At 65.1% G+C, this 13358-nt stretch carries 10 protein-coding genes; 3 read left to right on the top strand and 7 right to left on the bottom strand.

Features of this window, described 5'->3' with window-relative positions; translation table 11 throughout:
- Positions 1–51 precede the first annotated feature (51 nt).
- The 3 genes from FAZ95_RS32565 to FAZ95_RS32555 form a co-directional block, all read right to left on the bottom strand.
- A complete protein-coding gene (locus FAZ95_RS32565; protein WP_137336517.1) occupies positions 52–1581 on the bottom strand; it encodes a CoA-acylating methylmalonate-semialdehyde dehydrogenase in 1530 nt (509 codons plus the stop codon).
- Between the two features lie 107 nt (positions 1582–1688).
- Positions 1689–3416 carry an AMP-binding protein gene (locus FAZ95_RS32560; RefSeq protein WP_137336516.1) on the bottom strand — a complete coding sequence of 576 codons (1728 nt, stop codon included), beginning with the start codon at positions 3414–3416 and terminating at the stop codon, positions 1689–1691.
- 104 nt (positions 3417–3520) lie between these two features.
- Positions 3521–4654, bottom strand: a complete 1134-nt coding sequence (locus FAZ95_RS32555; RefSeq protein WP_137336515.1) for an acyl-CoA dehydrogenase — start codon at positions 4652–4654, stop codon at positions 3521–3523.
- Positions 4655–4967: 313 nt separating this feature from the next.
- Here FAZ95_RS32555 and FAZ95_RS32550 point away from each other — a divergent pair, with 313 nt between their 5' ends.
- Both FAZ95_RS32550 and FAZ95_RS32545 read left to right on the top strand, forming a co-directional pair.
- Positions 4968–5984 carry an AraC family transcriptional regulator gene (locus tag FAZ95_RS32550; RefSeq protein WP_137336514.1) on the top strand — a complete coding sequence of 339 codons (1017 nt, stop codon included), beginning with the start codon at positions 4968–4970 and terminating at the stop codon, positions 5982–5984.
- An 18-nt stretch (positions 5985–6002) separates the two neighbouring features.
- On the top strand, positions 6003–6476 hold the full coding sequence (locus tag FAZ95_RS32545; protein ID WP_137336513.1) for a SixA phosphatase family protein: 474 nt from the start codon (positions 6003–6005) through the stop codon (positions 6474–6476).
- A gap of 7 nt (positions 6477–6483) precedes the next feature.
- On the opposite strand, the gene prpF is transcribed toward FAZ95_RS32545, so the two are convergent.
- The 4 genes from prpF to prpB all read right to left on the bottom strand — a co-directional run bounded on the left by prpF (position 6484) and on the right by prpB (position 12548).
- Positions 6484–7674, bottom strand: a complete 1191-nt coding sequence (gene prpF / locus FAZ95_RS32540; RefSeq protein WP_137336512.1) for a 2-methylaconitate cis-trans isomerase PrpF — start codon at positions 7672–7674, stop codon at positions 6484–6486.
- 86 nt (positions 7675–7760) lie between these two features.
- Positions 7761–10355 carry a Fe/S-dependent 2-methylisocitrate dehydratase AcnD gene (acnD, locus tag FAZ95_RS32535; protein ID WP_137336511.1) on the bottom strand — a complete coding sequence of 865 codons (2595 nt, stop codon included), beginning with the start codon at positions 10353–10355 and terminating at the stop codon, positions 7761–7763.
- Positions 10356–10456: 101 nt separating this feature from the next.
- Positions 10457–11623, bottom strand: a complete 1167-nt coding sequence (prpC, locus tag FAZ95_RS32530; RefSeq protein ID WP_137336510.1) for a bifunctional 2-methylcitrate synthase/citrate synthase — start codon at positions 11621–11623, stop codon at positions 10457–10459.
- A 28-nt stretch (positions 11624–11651) separates the two neighbouring features.
- Complete coding sequence (prpB, locus tag FAZ95_RS32525) at positions 11652–12548, bottom strand: methylisocitrate lyase (RefSeq protein ID WP_137336509.1); 897 nt, start codon at positions 12546–12548, stop codon at positions 11652–11654.
- 392 nt (positions 12549–12940) lie between these two features.
- On the opposite strand from prpB, the gene FAZ95_RS32520 reads away from it, so the two are divergent.
- Positions 12941–13246 (top strand): hypothetical protein, encoded by a 306-nt coding sequence (locus tag FAZ95_RS32520; protein ID WP_137336508.1) that lies wholly within the window; start codon positions 12941–12943, stop codon positions 13244–13246.
- Positions 13247–13358: the final 112 nt, after the last annotated feature.

Here is a 13358-nt window from a genome sequence, read left to right as displayed (position 1 = left end):
GGTTGCTTGGAGTTGGCGCTTTAGCGCCTACTCCAAGCCCACAGCGCGTGCTCAGCGCAGGCTGATCGTCGTATTCACGCCGTCGTTGGTCGTCGCGTCGTCGAACCAGCGTGCGGTGACGGTCTTCGTCTGCGTGTAGAACTGCACGACTTGCTTGCCGTACGGGCCGAGGTCGCCGAGCTTCGAGCCGCGCGAGCCCGTGAAGCTGAAGTACGGCACGGGCACCGGAATCGGAATGTTGATGCCGACCTGGCCGATATCGATCTCGCTCTGGAACTTGCGCGCGGCCGCGCCGCTTTGCGTGAAGAGGCCGACGCCGTTGCCGAACGGGTTGCGATTGACGAGCGCGATCGCTTCGTCGAGCGTCGGCACGCTCAGCACGACGAGCACGGGGCCGAAGATTTCGGTCGTGTAGATCGTCATCTCGGTGGTGACGTTCGAGAAGATCGTCGGGCCGATGAAGTTGCCTTGCTCGTAACCCGGCACCTTCACGTTGCGGCCGTCGAGTTCGAGCGTCGCGCCTTCTTCGACACCTTTGCCGATCAGCGACAGGATGCGTTCCTTCGCGCTCGTCGAGACGACCGGGCCGATATCGGTGCCGGCCTCGGTGCCTGCGTTGACCTTCAGCGTCTTCGCCTTCTCGACGAGCTCCGGCAGCCATTGCTGCGAGGCGCCGACGAGCACCACGACCGAAGTCGCCATGCAGCGCTGGCCCGCCGCGCCGAAACCCGCTCCGGCAAGGGCGTTGAGCGTCTGCTCCTTGTTTGCGTCGGGCAGCACGACCGCGTGGTTCTTCGCGCCCATCATCGACTGCACGCGCTTGCCGTGCTGGCTCGCGAGCGTATAGACGTGCGTGCCGACGGCCGTCGAGCCGACGAACGAGATCGCCTTCACGTGCTCGTGCGTGCAGAGCGCGTCGACCGCTTCCTTGCCGCCGTGGACGACGTTGAGCACGCCGCGCGGCACGCCCGCTTCGATCGCGAGCTCGACGAGCGCCATCGTCGAGAGCGGATCTTGCTCGGATGGCTTCAGCACGAACGTGTTGCCGCAGACGATCGCCATCGGGAACATCCACAGCGGAATCATCGCGGGGAAGTTGAACGGCGTGATGCCCGCGCAGACGCCGAGCGGCTGGCGCAGCGTGTAGGTGTCGACCGCCCCGGCGACGTTCTCGGCGAACTCGCCCAATTGCAGCGTGCCGATCGAGCACGCATGCTCGACCACTTCGAGGCCGCGGAAGATGTCGCCTTCGGCGTCGGGCAGTGTCTTGCCTTGCTCGGCGGTCAGGATCTTCGCGATGCGCGGCATGTGCTCGCGAATCAGCGCCTGGTACTTGAGCATGATGCGCAGGCGCGTGCCGATCGGCGTCGTCTTCCACTGCGCGAACGCAGCATGCGCGGAGCGCACGGCGGCATCGATCTCGGCGGCGGTCGCAAACGGCACGCGCGCGAGCACTTCCTGCGTGGCCGGGTTCACGATGTCGCGCCATTCGTTCGACGACGACTCGACGAACTCGCCGTTGATCAGCAGCTTGACGGTCGGCGTTTTAGCAGCGGCAGCGGTGGACGGAATTGCGCTCATTGACAGCTCCTTGTGCAAGGCATCCCGGCATGGATAGACCGGGGTAGGGAATCGAGGAATCGCGGCGTGCGTCTTCGCAGCGCCGCGGCGTGAATGGATACGTTCGGTCAGCGCAGGTCGGAGAAGTCTTCCTCCCAATACTCCCCCGAAACGCGCGCGGGCGCATCGCCGCGTTCGATCTCGCGGCGCCGCAGCTCGACACGGCGGATTTTTCCGGAGATCGTCTTCGGCAGCTCGATGACTTCGATGCGGCGAATCCGCTTGTACGGTGCGAGTTTTTCGCGCGAGAAGCGGAACACGCTCTTGGCGAGGTCCGGGCCGAATTCGAACCCGTGACGCAATGCGATGAATGCCTTCGGCACCGCCAGGCGCAGCGGGTCGGGGCTCGGCACGACGGCGGCTTCCGCGATCGCCTCGTGCTCGATCAGGACGCTCTCGAGTTCGAAGGGGCTCAGCCGATAGTCGGACGACTTGAAGACATCGTCGGCGCGGCCGATGTAGATGAAGTAGCCATCGGGGCGGCGCACGGCGACGTCGGAGGTGCGGTAGCGGCCGTCGCGCATCACGTGTTCGGTCGCGTCATGATTGTTCGCGTAGCCGGTCATGAGGCCCAGCGGTTCGCTCGCATGCGGCGACGCATGGCCGCCGCGCTTGCCGAGCGGCAGTGTGATCTCGCCTTCGTCAGCGGGGTTGCCGTCGTGATCGACCAGTTCGATCCGGTAGCCGGGCATCGGCCGCCCCATCGAGCCGGGCACGACCGGTTGCCCCGGCGAGTTGGCGATCAGGCACGTAGTTTCGGTCTGGCCGAAGCCGTCGCGGATCGTGATGCCCCACGCGCGGCGCACGCGCTCGATGATCTCCGGATTCAGTGGCTCGCCGGCGCCGACGATCTCGCGCAGCTTTACCGCGTACGAGGCGAGCGGCTCCTGTACGAGCATGCGCCAGACGGTGGGCGGCGCGCACATCGTCGTGATGCCGTGCTTCGTGAGCGTGTCGAGCGCCTGCTTGGCGTCGAAGCGCGCGTACTGCGAGACGAACACGCACGCCTGCGCATTCCACGGCGCGAAAAGGCAGCTCCATGCGTGCTTGGCCCAGCCGGGCGAGCTGATGTTCCAATGCACGTCGCCGGGCTGCAGGCCGACCCAATACATCGTCGACAAGCTGCCTACAGGGTAGCTTTCGTGCGTGTGCTGGACGAGCTTCGGTTTGGAGGTCGTGCCGGAGGTGAAGTAGAGCAGCAGCGGGTCGCCGGCGTGTGTGAGGCCTGCGGGCGTGAACGTCGCGGAGGCCGTGTAGCCTTCGGCGAAATCGAGCCAGCCGGCTTGCGGATGCGCGTTGCCGACGACGATCTTGGTGAGCGTGGTATCGAGCGCATCGAACTTCGCCGTCTCGGCCGCATCGACGATCGCGAACTTCGGTTCGCCGACTTCGACGCGGTCGCGCACTTCGTTCGTCGACAACAGCGTCGTCGCGGGCAGCACGACTGCGCCGAGCTTGATCGCAGCGAGCATGGCATCCCATAGCTCGACGCGGTTCGGCAGCATCAACATCACGCGATCGCCGCGCGCCACGCCGGCGCTGCGCAGAGAGTTGGCGATGCGCGACGAGCGCTCCGACATCTGCGCGAACGACAGCTTCAATTCGTCCCCGCTAACCGCATCGACGATCCACAGCGCCGGATTGTCGTTGCCGCGTGCCATGGCGTCGAAGTAATCGAGTGCCCAGTTGAACTCGCCGAGCTGCGGCCACGCGAACTCGCGATACGCGCGCTCGTAGTCGGTCCGATGGCGCAAGAGGAAATCGCGCGCGTCGAAGAAGCCTTGTGCTACCGTCATCGTCGTCTCTCTCCTTGGCTGCTCTTAATAGGGTCTCGCAGACGGATGACCGCCTGCGCGCCGTGAGCTTGTTAGCCGCCGCACCCGCAAAACGCGGGCGCAGTTCAAACGTGCCGCGCAATCACCATGCGCTGCACTTCGCTCGTGCCTTCATAGATCTGCGTGATGCGTGCGTCGCGATAGTGCCGCTCGACCGGATAGTCTTCGAGATACCCATAGCCGCCGTGAATCTGAATCGCGTTCGAGCAGATTTCCTCGGCCAGCTCCGACGCATAGAGCTTCGCCTGCGACGCCTCCGACAAGCACGGCTTGCCCGCGCTGCGCAGGCGCGCCGCGTGATGCACGAGCAGGCGCGCGGCGTTCAGGCGCGTTTCCATGTCGGCGAGCATGTTGGCGATCGTCTGGTGTTCCTTGATCGTCTTGCCGAACTGGATGCGCTCGTTCGCGTACTCGCGGGCGGCGGCGTAGGCGGCGCGCGCAATGCCGACCGCTTGTGCGGCGATGCCGATGCGTCCGCCTTCGAGATTCGACAGCGCGATCTTCAAGCCTTCGCCGCGCTCGCCAAGCAGGTTTTCCTCGGGGATGCGGCAGTTTTCGAGCGAGATCGGGCAGGTGTCGGAAGCGCGGATGCCGAGCTTGCTCTCGGGGCGGCCCACGTTGAAGCCCGGCGTATCGGTCGGCACGATGAATGCGGAGAGGCCGCGCTTGCCGAGTTCGGGATCGGTGACGGCGAACACCACGGCGATGCCCGCGCGGCTGCCGTTGGTAACGAACTGCTTGCTGCCGTTGAGCACCCAATGCCCGTCCTCGAGCACGGCGCGCGTCTTCAGGTTGTTCGCTTCGGAGCCGGCCTGCGGCTCGGTCAGGCAAAACGCGCCGATGACCCGGCCGAGCGCGAGATCGCGCAGCCAGCGCGCTTGTTGCGCGGCGGTGCCGAAGTTCAGGATCGGCCCGCAGCCGACCGAGTTGTGCACGCTCATCATGGTGGCGCACGAGGCGCAGCCCGCCGCGATTTCTTCGAGCGCGAGCGCGTAGGCCACGTAGTCGGTGTAAGTGCCGCCCCATTCGGGCGGCACCATCATGCCGAGCAGGCCGAGCTCGCCGAGCTGGGAGACGACTTCGCGCGGCAGCACGCCTTCGCGGTCCCACTTGCCGGCGTTCGGCGCGAGGCACTCGGCGGCGAAATCGCGCGCGGCGTCTCGGATCATGCGTTGTTCGTCGGTGTAGAAGTCGTCCATGACGAGGGTTCCTGTGTTGCGGATTCGAACGGGGCGGGGCGGCATCGGCGCGGCGGCGGCTTGGCGCTAATCACGCGCTCCCCTTAAACTGTGCGGTCTGACCGGCTGCCGCGCGCGCTGCGAAGCGTGTTGCGCAGGCGTCGGGATCGTCATCGACAGATTGTGTAGTGACCTTGATGCAACAGAGTGTAAGAACCGCGAAGGCGGCTTTCGATGCTCAAGCCGATCAAATTTATTGAGCGTATTTGCCATCGGCGGACGGGGCTCGCGCGCGTTTGCCGCGCGACGTGTTCGCTGAATCAACTTTGCTGCAATGCATAACGAAAAAGGGACTATCGCAGTGAGCCTCGTCGAAGAGGCGGTGCACTGCGTCAAGCGGTGCGGAGTCGATCCGCAGCCGCTCTTGGAGGAGGCGGGTATCGCGGCGCAGCTATCGGGCTCGCCGCTTGCGCGCGTCTCGTCGGCGCAATACGGCGCATTGTGGAACGCGATCTGCCGCGCGCTCGACGACGAGTTCTTCGGGCAGGACTCGCATCCGATGAAAAGCGGCAGCTTCATCGCGATGTGCCAGGCGGCTCTGACCGCGCGCGACGGCGCGCAGGCGCTCGCGCGCACGACCGGTTTCATGCGGCTCGTGCTCGACGACATGAGCGCGCAGGTCGCCAAGGAACGCGGCCGGGTGCGCCTGTCGTTCCACGTGCGCGAAGGCGCCGAGCGCAAGCAGATGTTCGCGTATGCGACCTACTTCATCCTCGTGTATGGCGTGGTGTGCTGGCTCGTGGGGCGGCGCATTCCGATTCTCGAGGCGCGCTTCAGCTGCCCCGAGCCGGCGGCAGGGCACGAATACCGGTTGATGTTTTGCGACGACTTGAAGTTCGGACAGCGCGCATCGTACGTCGACCTGTCGCCCGATTTTCTCGATCTGCCGGTGATCCAGACGGCGAAGTCGCTCAAGTCGTTTCTGCGCGATGCGCCCGCGATTTTCGTCGTCAAGTACCGCAACCCGGATTCGGTTGCCGCGCGCGTGCGCCGCGCATTGCGGGCGATGCCGATCGCCGAGTGGCCCGGCGCCGACGAAATGGCGGCGAAGCTGCGCTTTGCGGAAGCGACGATGCGGCGGCGGCTCAAGCAAGAGGGCTACACGTATCAGTCGATCAAGGACGCGCTGCGCCGCGACATCGCGATCGCATCGCTTCAGGCCGGCGAGCGGACCATCGCCGACATCGCGATTGCCGTAGGCTTTGCCGAGCCGAGCGCGTTTCATCGCGCGTTCAGAAAATGGACCGGGGGAAGGCCGACCGACTATCGGCCGGGGCCGGACGGTAACTGATCAAATAGGACCCTGCAGATGATGCCGAAGACGATCGTACTCATGCGCCACGCCGAGAAGCCCGCCGAGCAGGGCGACCCGAATCTGTCGCCGGCGGGCAAGGAGCGCGCCAAGCACCTCGCGACGTGGTTGCCGCAGCAGTATCCGGATATCGGCTTTGTCTTTGCGGCCGCGATTTCTAAAGAGAGCGCGCGGCCGTATGAAACGGTGGAGCCCTTCGCGAAGAAAATGGGCTTGCCGATCGACGATTCCATCGCCGACAAAGACTATGGCGACCTGGCAAGCAAGCTGACGACTACGCCTCATTTAAAGGGCGCCGTCGTGTTGGTGTGCTGGCACCACGGCGAGATTCCGAAGCTCGCCGCGGCGCTCGGGGCGCCCGCGGGCAGCTATCCGGACCCATGGCCGTCCGACGTGTTCAATCTGGTCCTGCAGATGGGCTACGACGGCGGCTCGGCGCCCAAGATGAAGCCCATCACCGAGCCTTTCTGACCCGACTTTAGAACGCGCCGCCAGGCACGCGCACCCAGCCTTCCATCAGCACGCGGGCGCTGCGGCTCATGATCGCTTTCGTAACGGTCCATTCGCCGTTGGCAAGCGCTGCCTCAGCGCCGACTCGCAACGTGCCCGACGGATGGCCGAAGCGCACCGCGTTGCGCTCGCCGCCGCCGGTCGCGAGATTGACCAACGTCCCCGGTATCGCGGCAGCCGTGCCGATCGCCACCGCCGCCGTGCCCATCATCGCGTGATGGAGCTTGCCCATCGACATCGCGCGCACGAGCAGGTCGACGTCTGCGGCAGCCACGCGCTTACCGCTCGAAGCGACGTAGTCGGCGGGCTTCGCGACGAACGCGACCTTCGGCGTGTGCTGCCGCGTCGCGATCTCGTTCAAATCCTTGATCAAACCCATGCGCAGCGCGCCGTAGGCACGAATGGTCTCGAACTTCTTGAGCGCGTCGGCATCGCCGTTGATCGCGTCCTGCAGCTCGGTGCCCGTGTAGCCGATGGCCTCGGCGTTCACGAAGATCGTGGGGATGCCCGCGTTGATCATCGTGGCTTTCAGCGTGCCGACACCCGGCACGTCGAGGTCGTCGACCAGGTTGCCGGTCGGGAACATCGCGCCGCCGGCGCCTTCTTCCTCGGCTGCCGGGTCCATGAACTCGAGCTGCACTTCGGCGGCGGGAAAGGTCACGCCGTCGAGTTCGAAGTCGCCGGTTTCCTGCACGGCGCCTTTGGTGATCGGCACGTGCGCAATGATGGTCTTGCCGATATTGGCCTGCCAGATGCGCACGATGGCCACGCCGTTCTGCGGCACGCGGCTTGCATCGACGAGCCCCGCGCTGATCGCAAACGGCCCCACGGCGGCGGAGAGATTGCCGCAATTGCCGCTCCAGTCGACGAACGCTTTATCGATGGAGACCTGTCCGAATAGGTAGTCGACATCGTGATCGGGCTTGCTGCTCTTGGAAATGATGACCGTCTTGCTCGTGCTCGACGTCGCGCCGCCCATGCCGTCGATCTGCTTGCCATACGGGTCCGGGCTGCCGATCACGCGCAGCAGCAGCGCATCGCGCGCCGCGCCCGGCACGCGGGCCGCTTCGGGCAAATCCTGCAGGCGGAAGAACACGCCTTTGCTGGTGCCGCCGCGCATATAGGTGGCGGGAATCTTGATCTGGGGTACGTGGGGCATAGGGTGGGTGTCCTGGTGAAACGGCGAGCGGCACATTAGAGTGCCGCCCGCAGATGATGCCTGAACGTGCTGTTATTCAGCTTTCATCAAGCCGCCTTCGACGACTCGAGGAAGTCCTGTGCGAAGCGCTGCAGCACGCCGCCCGCTTCGTAGATCGAAACCTCCTCGGCGGTGTCGAGCCGGCAGGTCACGGCCGCTTCCACGCGCTCGCCGTTCTTGCGATGGATGACGAGCGTGAGGTCCGCACGCGGCTTGCGCTCGCCGATCACGTCGAACGTTTCGGTGCCGTCGATGCCGAGCGTCACGCGATTCACGCCGGGCTTGAACTCGAGCGGCAGCACGCCCATGCCGACGAGGTTCGTGCGGTGAATGCGCTCGAACCCTTCGGCGACGATCGCTTCCGTGCCCGCCAGACGCACGCCCTTGGCCGCCCAGTCGCGCGACGAGCCCTGGCCGTAGTCCGCCCCGGCGATGATGATGAGCGGCTGCTTGCGGTCCATGTAGGTCTCGATCGCTTCCCACATGCGCGTGACGCGGCCTTCCGGCTCGACGCGCGCGAGCGATCCCTTCTTCACCTGGCCGTCGACCACCGCCATCTCGTTGACGAGCGTCGGGTTCGCGAAGGTGGCGCGCAGCGCGGTGAGGTGGTCGCCTCGGTGAGTCGCGTAGGAGTTGAAGTCTTCCTCCGGCAAGCCCATCTTCGCGAGGTATTCGCCGGCGGCGCTGTCCGCAAGGATCGCGTTGGACGGCGAGAGGTGATCGGTGGTGATGTTGTCGCCGAGAACTGCCAGCGGACGCAGGCCGCGCAGCGTGCGCTCGCCCGCCAGCGCGCCTTCCCAGTACGGCGGACGGCGGATGTAGGTGCTTTGCGCGCGCCAGTCGTAAAGCGGATTGATCGGCTCGCTGCCGGCGGTCGTGACGGCGAACATCGGCTCATAGACCTTGCGGAATTGCTCGGGCTTCACGCTTTGCGCGACGATCGCGTCGATCTCCTCGTCGCTCGGCCAGATGTCCTTCAGATAGACCGGCTTGCCGCCCTGATCCGCGCCAAGTGCGTCCTGCTCGATATCGAAGCGGATCGTGCCGGCAATCGCGTAAGCGACTACCAGCGGCGGCGACGCGAGGAAGGCTTGCTTCGCATACGGATGGATGCGGCCGTCGAAGTTGCGATTGCCCGACAGCACGGCGGTCGCGTACAGGTCGCGGTCGATGATCTCCTGCTGGATCGCCGGATCGAGCGCGCCCGACATGCCGTTGCACGTGGTGCACGCGAACGCGACGATGCCGAAGCCGAGCTGCTCCAGCTCGGGCAGCAGCTTTGCTTCTTCGAGGTAGAGCTCAACCGCCTTGGAGCCCGGCGCGAGCGAGGACTTGACCCACGGCTTGCGCGTCAAGCCGCGCGCGTTGGCGTTGCGCGCGAGCAGGGCCGCCGCGATCACATTGCGCGGATTGCTCGTGTTCGTGCAGCTCGTGATGGCCGCGATGATGACGGCGCCGTCGGGCATCTGGCCGGGCACGTCTTCCCACTTGCCGGCGATGCCGCGCGCGGCCAGATCGGACGTCGGCAGCCGCTTGTGCGGATTCGACGGACCCGCCATGTTGCGGACCACGGTCGAGAGATCGAACTCCAGCACGCGCTCGTATTCGGCGTGCTTCAGCGTATCGGCCCACAGGCCGGCGGTTTTTGCGTACGTTTCGACGAGCTTGACCTGCTCCTCGGCGCGGCCCGTCAGGCGCAGGTAGGCGAGGGTCTGCTCATCGATGTAGAACATCGCCGCCGTGGCGCCGTATTCGGGCGCCATGTTCGAGATCGTGGCGCGGTCGCCGAGCGTGAGGCTCGACGCGCCTTCTCCGCGGAACTCCAGATACGCGCCCACGACCTTTTCCTTGCGCAGAAACTCGGTCAGCGCGAGCACGATGTCGGTGGCGGTGATGCCGGGCTGGCGCTTGCCCGAGAGCTCCACGCCGACGATGTCCGGCAAGCGCATCCACGACGCGCGCCCGAGCATCACGTTCTCGGCTTCGAGCCCACCCACGCCGATGGCGATCACGCCCAGCGCGTCGACGTGCGGCGTGTGGCTGTCGGTGCCGACGAGCGTGTCGGGGTAGGCCACGCCGTTCACCGCGTGGATCACCGGGCTCATCCGCTCCAGATTGATCTGATGCATGATGCCGTTGCCCGGCGGGATCACGTCGACGTTCTTGAACGCCTTCTTGGTCCAGTTGATGAAGTCGAAGCGGTCAACGTTCCGACGGTCTTCGATCGCGCGGTTCTTCGCGAACGCATCCGGGTCGAAGCCGCCGCATTCGACGGCGAGCGAATGGTCGACGATCAGCTGCACGGGTACGACCGGGTTGACGAGCGCCGGGTCGCCGCCTTGCTCGGCGATCGCATCGCGTAGGCCGGCAAGGTCGACGAGCGCGGTCTGGCCGAGGATGTCGTGGCACACGACGCGCGCCGGGAACCACGGGAAATCGAGCTCGCGCTTGCGTTCGATGATCTGCTCGAGCGAGGCGGTAAGCGTAGCGGGATCGCACCGTCGCACGAGATTCTCGGCGAGCACGCGCGAGGTGTAGGGCAGCTTGTCGTAGGCGCCGGGTTCGATCGCTTCGACGGCTGCGCGCGTGTCGAAATAATCCAGCGCGGTGCCGGGCAGGGGTTTGCGGTTTGCGGTGTTCATAGCGTGGGGAAAACGCGGGTCGTAATCGAGCACATCAGCGAGAAGGTCAGGGGACCATGCGAGCTTTATCGAGCTTTAGCGCGCATTATCCCCTTTCCTAATCAGCGTTTCTCGATCGGCACGAATTTCAAGTCTTCCGGGCCCGTGTAATTCGCGCTGGGGCGGATGATCTTGTTGTCGATGCGCTGCTCGATGATGTGGGCGGCCCAGCCCGAGGTACGCGAGATGACGAACAGCGGCGTGAACATGGCCGTCGGCACGCCCATCATGTGATACGACACGGCGCTGAACCAGTCGAGGTTCGGGAACATCTTTTTCACGTCCCACATCACCGTCTCGAGCCGCTCGGCGATGTTGAACAGCTTCAGGTTGCCCGCGTCCTTCGAGAGCTTCTTCGCGACTTCCTTGATGACCTTGTTGCGCGGATCCGAGATCGTGTAGACCGGGTGGCCGAAGCCGATCACGACTTCCTTCGCTTCGACGCGGCGGCGGATGTCCGCTTCGGCCTCGTCGGGCGTCTGGTAGCGCGACTGGATCTCGAACGCGGCTTCGTTGGCGCCGCCGTGCTTCGGGCCGCGCAGCGCGCCGATCGCGCCGGTGATCGCCGAGTAGAGGTCCGAGCCCGTGCCCGCGATCACGCGGCCGGTGAAGGTCGAGGCGTTGAATTCGTGCTCGGCGTAGAGGTTCAGCGAGGTATGCATCGCGTCGACCCACGCCTTCGACGGCTCCTTGCCGTGCAGCAGGTGCAGGAAGTGGCCGCCGATCGAATCGTCGTCGGTCTCCACTTCGATGCGGCGGCCGTTGTGCGAGTAGTGGTACCAATAGAGCAGCAACGAGCCGAGCGAGGCCATCAGGCGATCGGCGATGTCACGCGCGCCGGCGAGGTTGTGGTCGTCTTTCTCGGGCAGCACGGTGCCGAGGATCGACACGCCGGTGCGCATCACGTCCATCGGGTGCGCCGAGGCCGGGATCCATTCGAGCGCGGCCTTCACGTTCGCGGGCAGGCCGCGCAGCGCCTTGAGCTTGGTCTTGTAGGCGGTGAGTTCGGCCTGCGTCGGCAGCTTTTCGTGCACGAGCAGGTAGGCGATTTCCTCGAACTCGCAGGTCGTCGCGACATCGAGGATGTCGTAGCCGCGGTAGTGCAAGTCGTTGCCGGTGCGCCCGACCGTGCACAGCGCCGTGTTGCCCGCCGTGACGCCCGAGAGCGCCACCGATTTCTTCGGCTTGAAGCCGGGCGTGCCTGCCGTGCTGTTGTCTGCTTCGCTCATGGTGTCGTCCTCCAGATTCAAAGTGGTGTCATTTCTTCGCGGCGAAGAGCGCATCGAGCTTGTCTTCGTACGCGTGGTAGCCGAGATACTTGTAGAGGTCCGCGCGCGTCTGCATCGTTTCGACAGCGGCCTTTTGCGTGCCGTCGCGCTTGACGGTCTCGTAGAAATTGAGCGCTGCCGCGTTCATCGCGCGATACGCGCCGCAGCAGTAGAGCGCGATGTCGACGTTCGCGCGCTTCAGCTCGTCGGTCGTGAAGAACGGCGTCGAGCCGAATTCCGTGAGGTTCGCGAGGATCGGCACCTTGACCGCGGCCTTGAAGCGGCGGTAGTCGTCGAGGGTGCCCATCGCTTCGGGGAAGATCATGTCCGCGCCCGCTTCGACATAGGCGACCGCGCGCTCGATCGCCGCGTCGAGACCAACGACTGCCGCCGCATCGGTGCGCGCCATGATGACGAATTGATCGTCGGTGCGCGCATCGACGGCCGCTTTCACGCGATCGACCATCTCCTCCTTCGGCACGACTTCTTTGCCTGGCCGATGACCGCAGCGCTTCTGCCCGACCTGGTCCTCGAGATGCACGGCGGCGACGCCCGCCTTGATGAACGAGCGGATCGTGCGCGCGATGTTGAAGGCGCCGCCCCAGCCGGTATCGATGTCGACGAGCAGCGGCAGCGGGCAGGCGTCGGTGATCCGGCGCGCGTCGATCAGCACGTCTTCCATCGCGCTGATGCCGAGATCGGGCACGCCGAGCGAGTTCGCGGCGACCCCGCCGCCCGACAGATAGACGGCCTTGAAGCCCGTGGCCTCGGCCATTTTCGCGGCATAGGCGCTGATGGCGCCGACGACTTGAAGCGGCGCTTCGGCGGCCACGGCGGCGCGGAAGCGCGCGCCTGGGGAGTTGAGCAAGGGTTGGGCTGGCGTCATGGCTGGAGGGTCGAGCTTGTCGATCGAATAGGGGCGAAGCGGAGCGAAATGCGTCGAAACGTCGAGGGCAAAGCGGCCGGGAATTCGGCCATGAAGCGCCGTGCCAAGCCGATCGCGGCTTGCGCACGCCCGTTCGTATCTAAGCGGTTCGGGCTAAGGTTATGCGCGCGCAGCACGCGGCTCAATGTCGAAAACGGTCATTCTGCGTGACGCTATTTGCCACCCGCTGAACGGGGGAGTCTGTCTGCGCCAACCGCTTTCAATGCGAATTGCACGCCATTGGCGGACTTTGATAACCAATTGCGCTCACGCGTGGAATGGGCTTACCCTGTTCTTACGCATACGAATTAGCGCTACACTCGGCATGAACGAGCGGATTGCTGGAGAAAATCATGGCTGATATCGACCCAGGCCGTACCTTTCGCGGGCTTCCCTTGACGCCTGAGCAGGATGCTGAAGTGAGGCACTACATAAAAGTCCGCAAGCAGCAGGGCAAGAAGTGGGACACGCCGGAGTTGAAAGCCATGCTGCACGACATGCTGCAGCCGCCGGACGAGGACGACGAGGGTCTCGACTACGACGACACGAGATCCTTGGCAGAGCGTGCCGAGTTCTTCGTCGACGAGTCGACGGACCCGATCGAGGCCGCCGAAGAACGGAATGCGGCGTTTGAATCGGAGATCATGAAGCGGTTTTGAGGCTGATATCGCGGACCGCAGATGCTTAGTACGACGTAACGATAAGACGAAATAAGGCAGGCGGTGGCGTTGCATACTTTGCTGCCGCGCCACCGCCTGGGTTTGATTCAAA

Source organism: Trinickia violacea (assembly GCF_005280735.1).
Lineage (GTDB): Bacteria > Pseudomonadota > Gammaproteobacteria > Burkholderiales > Burkholderiaceae > Trinickia_A > Trinickia_A violacea.
Note: the sequence above shows the minus strand (reverse complement) of the source record. Positions and strands in the feature narration are given on the sequence as shown.

Bases quoted from the DNA above. Each gene is read 5' to 3' on its own strand.
- FAZ95_RS32565 (WP_137336517.1), bottom strand. From the start codon at position 1,581: ATGAGCGCAATTCCGTCCACCGCTGCCGCTGCTAAAACGCCGACCGTC.
- FAZ95_RS32560 (WP_137336516.1), bottom strand. From the start codon at position 3,416: ATGACGGTAGCACAAGGCTTCTTCGACGCGCGCGATTTCCTCTTGCGC.
- FAZ95_RS32555 (WP_137336515.1), bottom strand. From the start codon at position 4,654: ATGGACGACTTCTACACCGACGAACAACGCATGATCCGAGACGCCGCG.
- FAZ95_RS32550 (WP_137336514.1), top strand. From the start codon at position 4,968: ATGCATAACGAAAAAGGGACTATCGCAGTGAGCCTCGTCGAAGAGGCG.
- FAZ95_RS32545 (WP_137336513.1), top strand. From the start codon at position 6,003: ATGATGCCGAAGACGATCGTACTCATGCGCCACGCCGAGAAGCCCGCC.
- prpF (WP_137336512.1), bottom strand. From the start codon at position 7,674: ATGCCCCACGTACCCCAGATCAAGATTCCCGCCACCTATATGCGCGGC.
- acnD (WP_137336511.1), bottom strand. From the start codon at position 10,355: ATGAACACCGCAAACCGCAAACCCCTGCCCGGCACCGCGCTGGATTAT.
- prpC (WP_137336510.1), bottom strand. From the start codon at position 11,623: ATGAGCGAAGCAGACAACAGCACGGCAGGCACGCCCGGCTTCAAGCCG.
- prpB (WP_137336509.1), bottom strand. From the start codon at position 12,548: ATGACGCCAGCCCAACCCTTGCTCAACTCCCCAGGCGCGCGCTTCCGC.
- FAZ95_RS32520 (WP_137336508.1), top strand. From the start codon at position 12,941: ATGGCTGATATCGACCCAGGCCGTACCTTTCGCGGGCTTCCCTTGACG.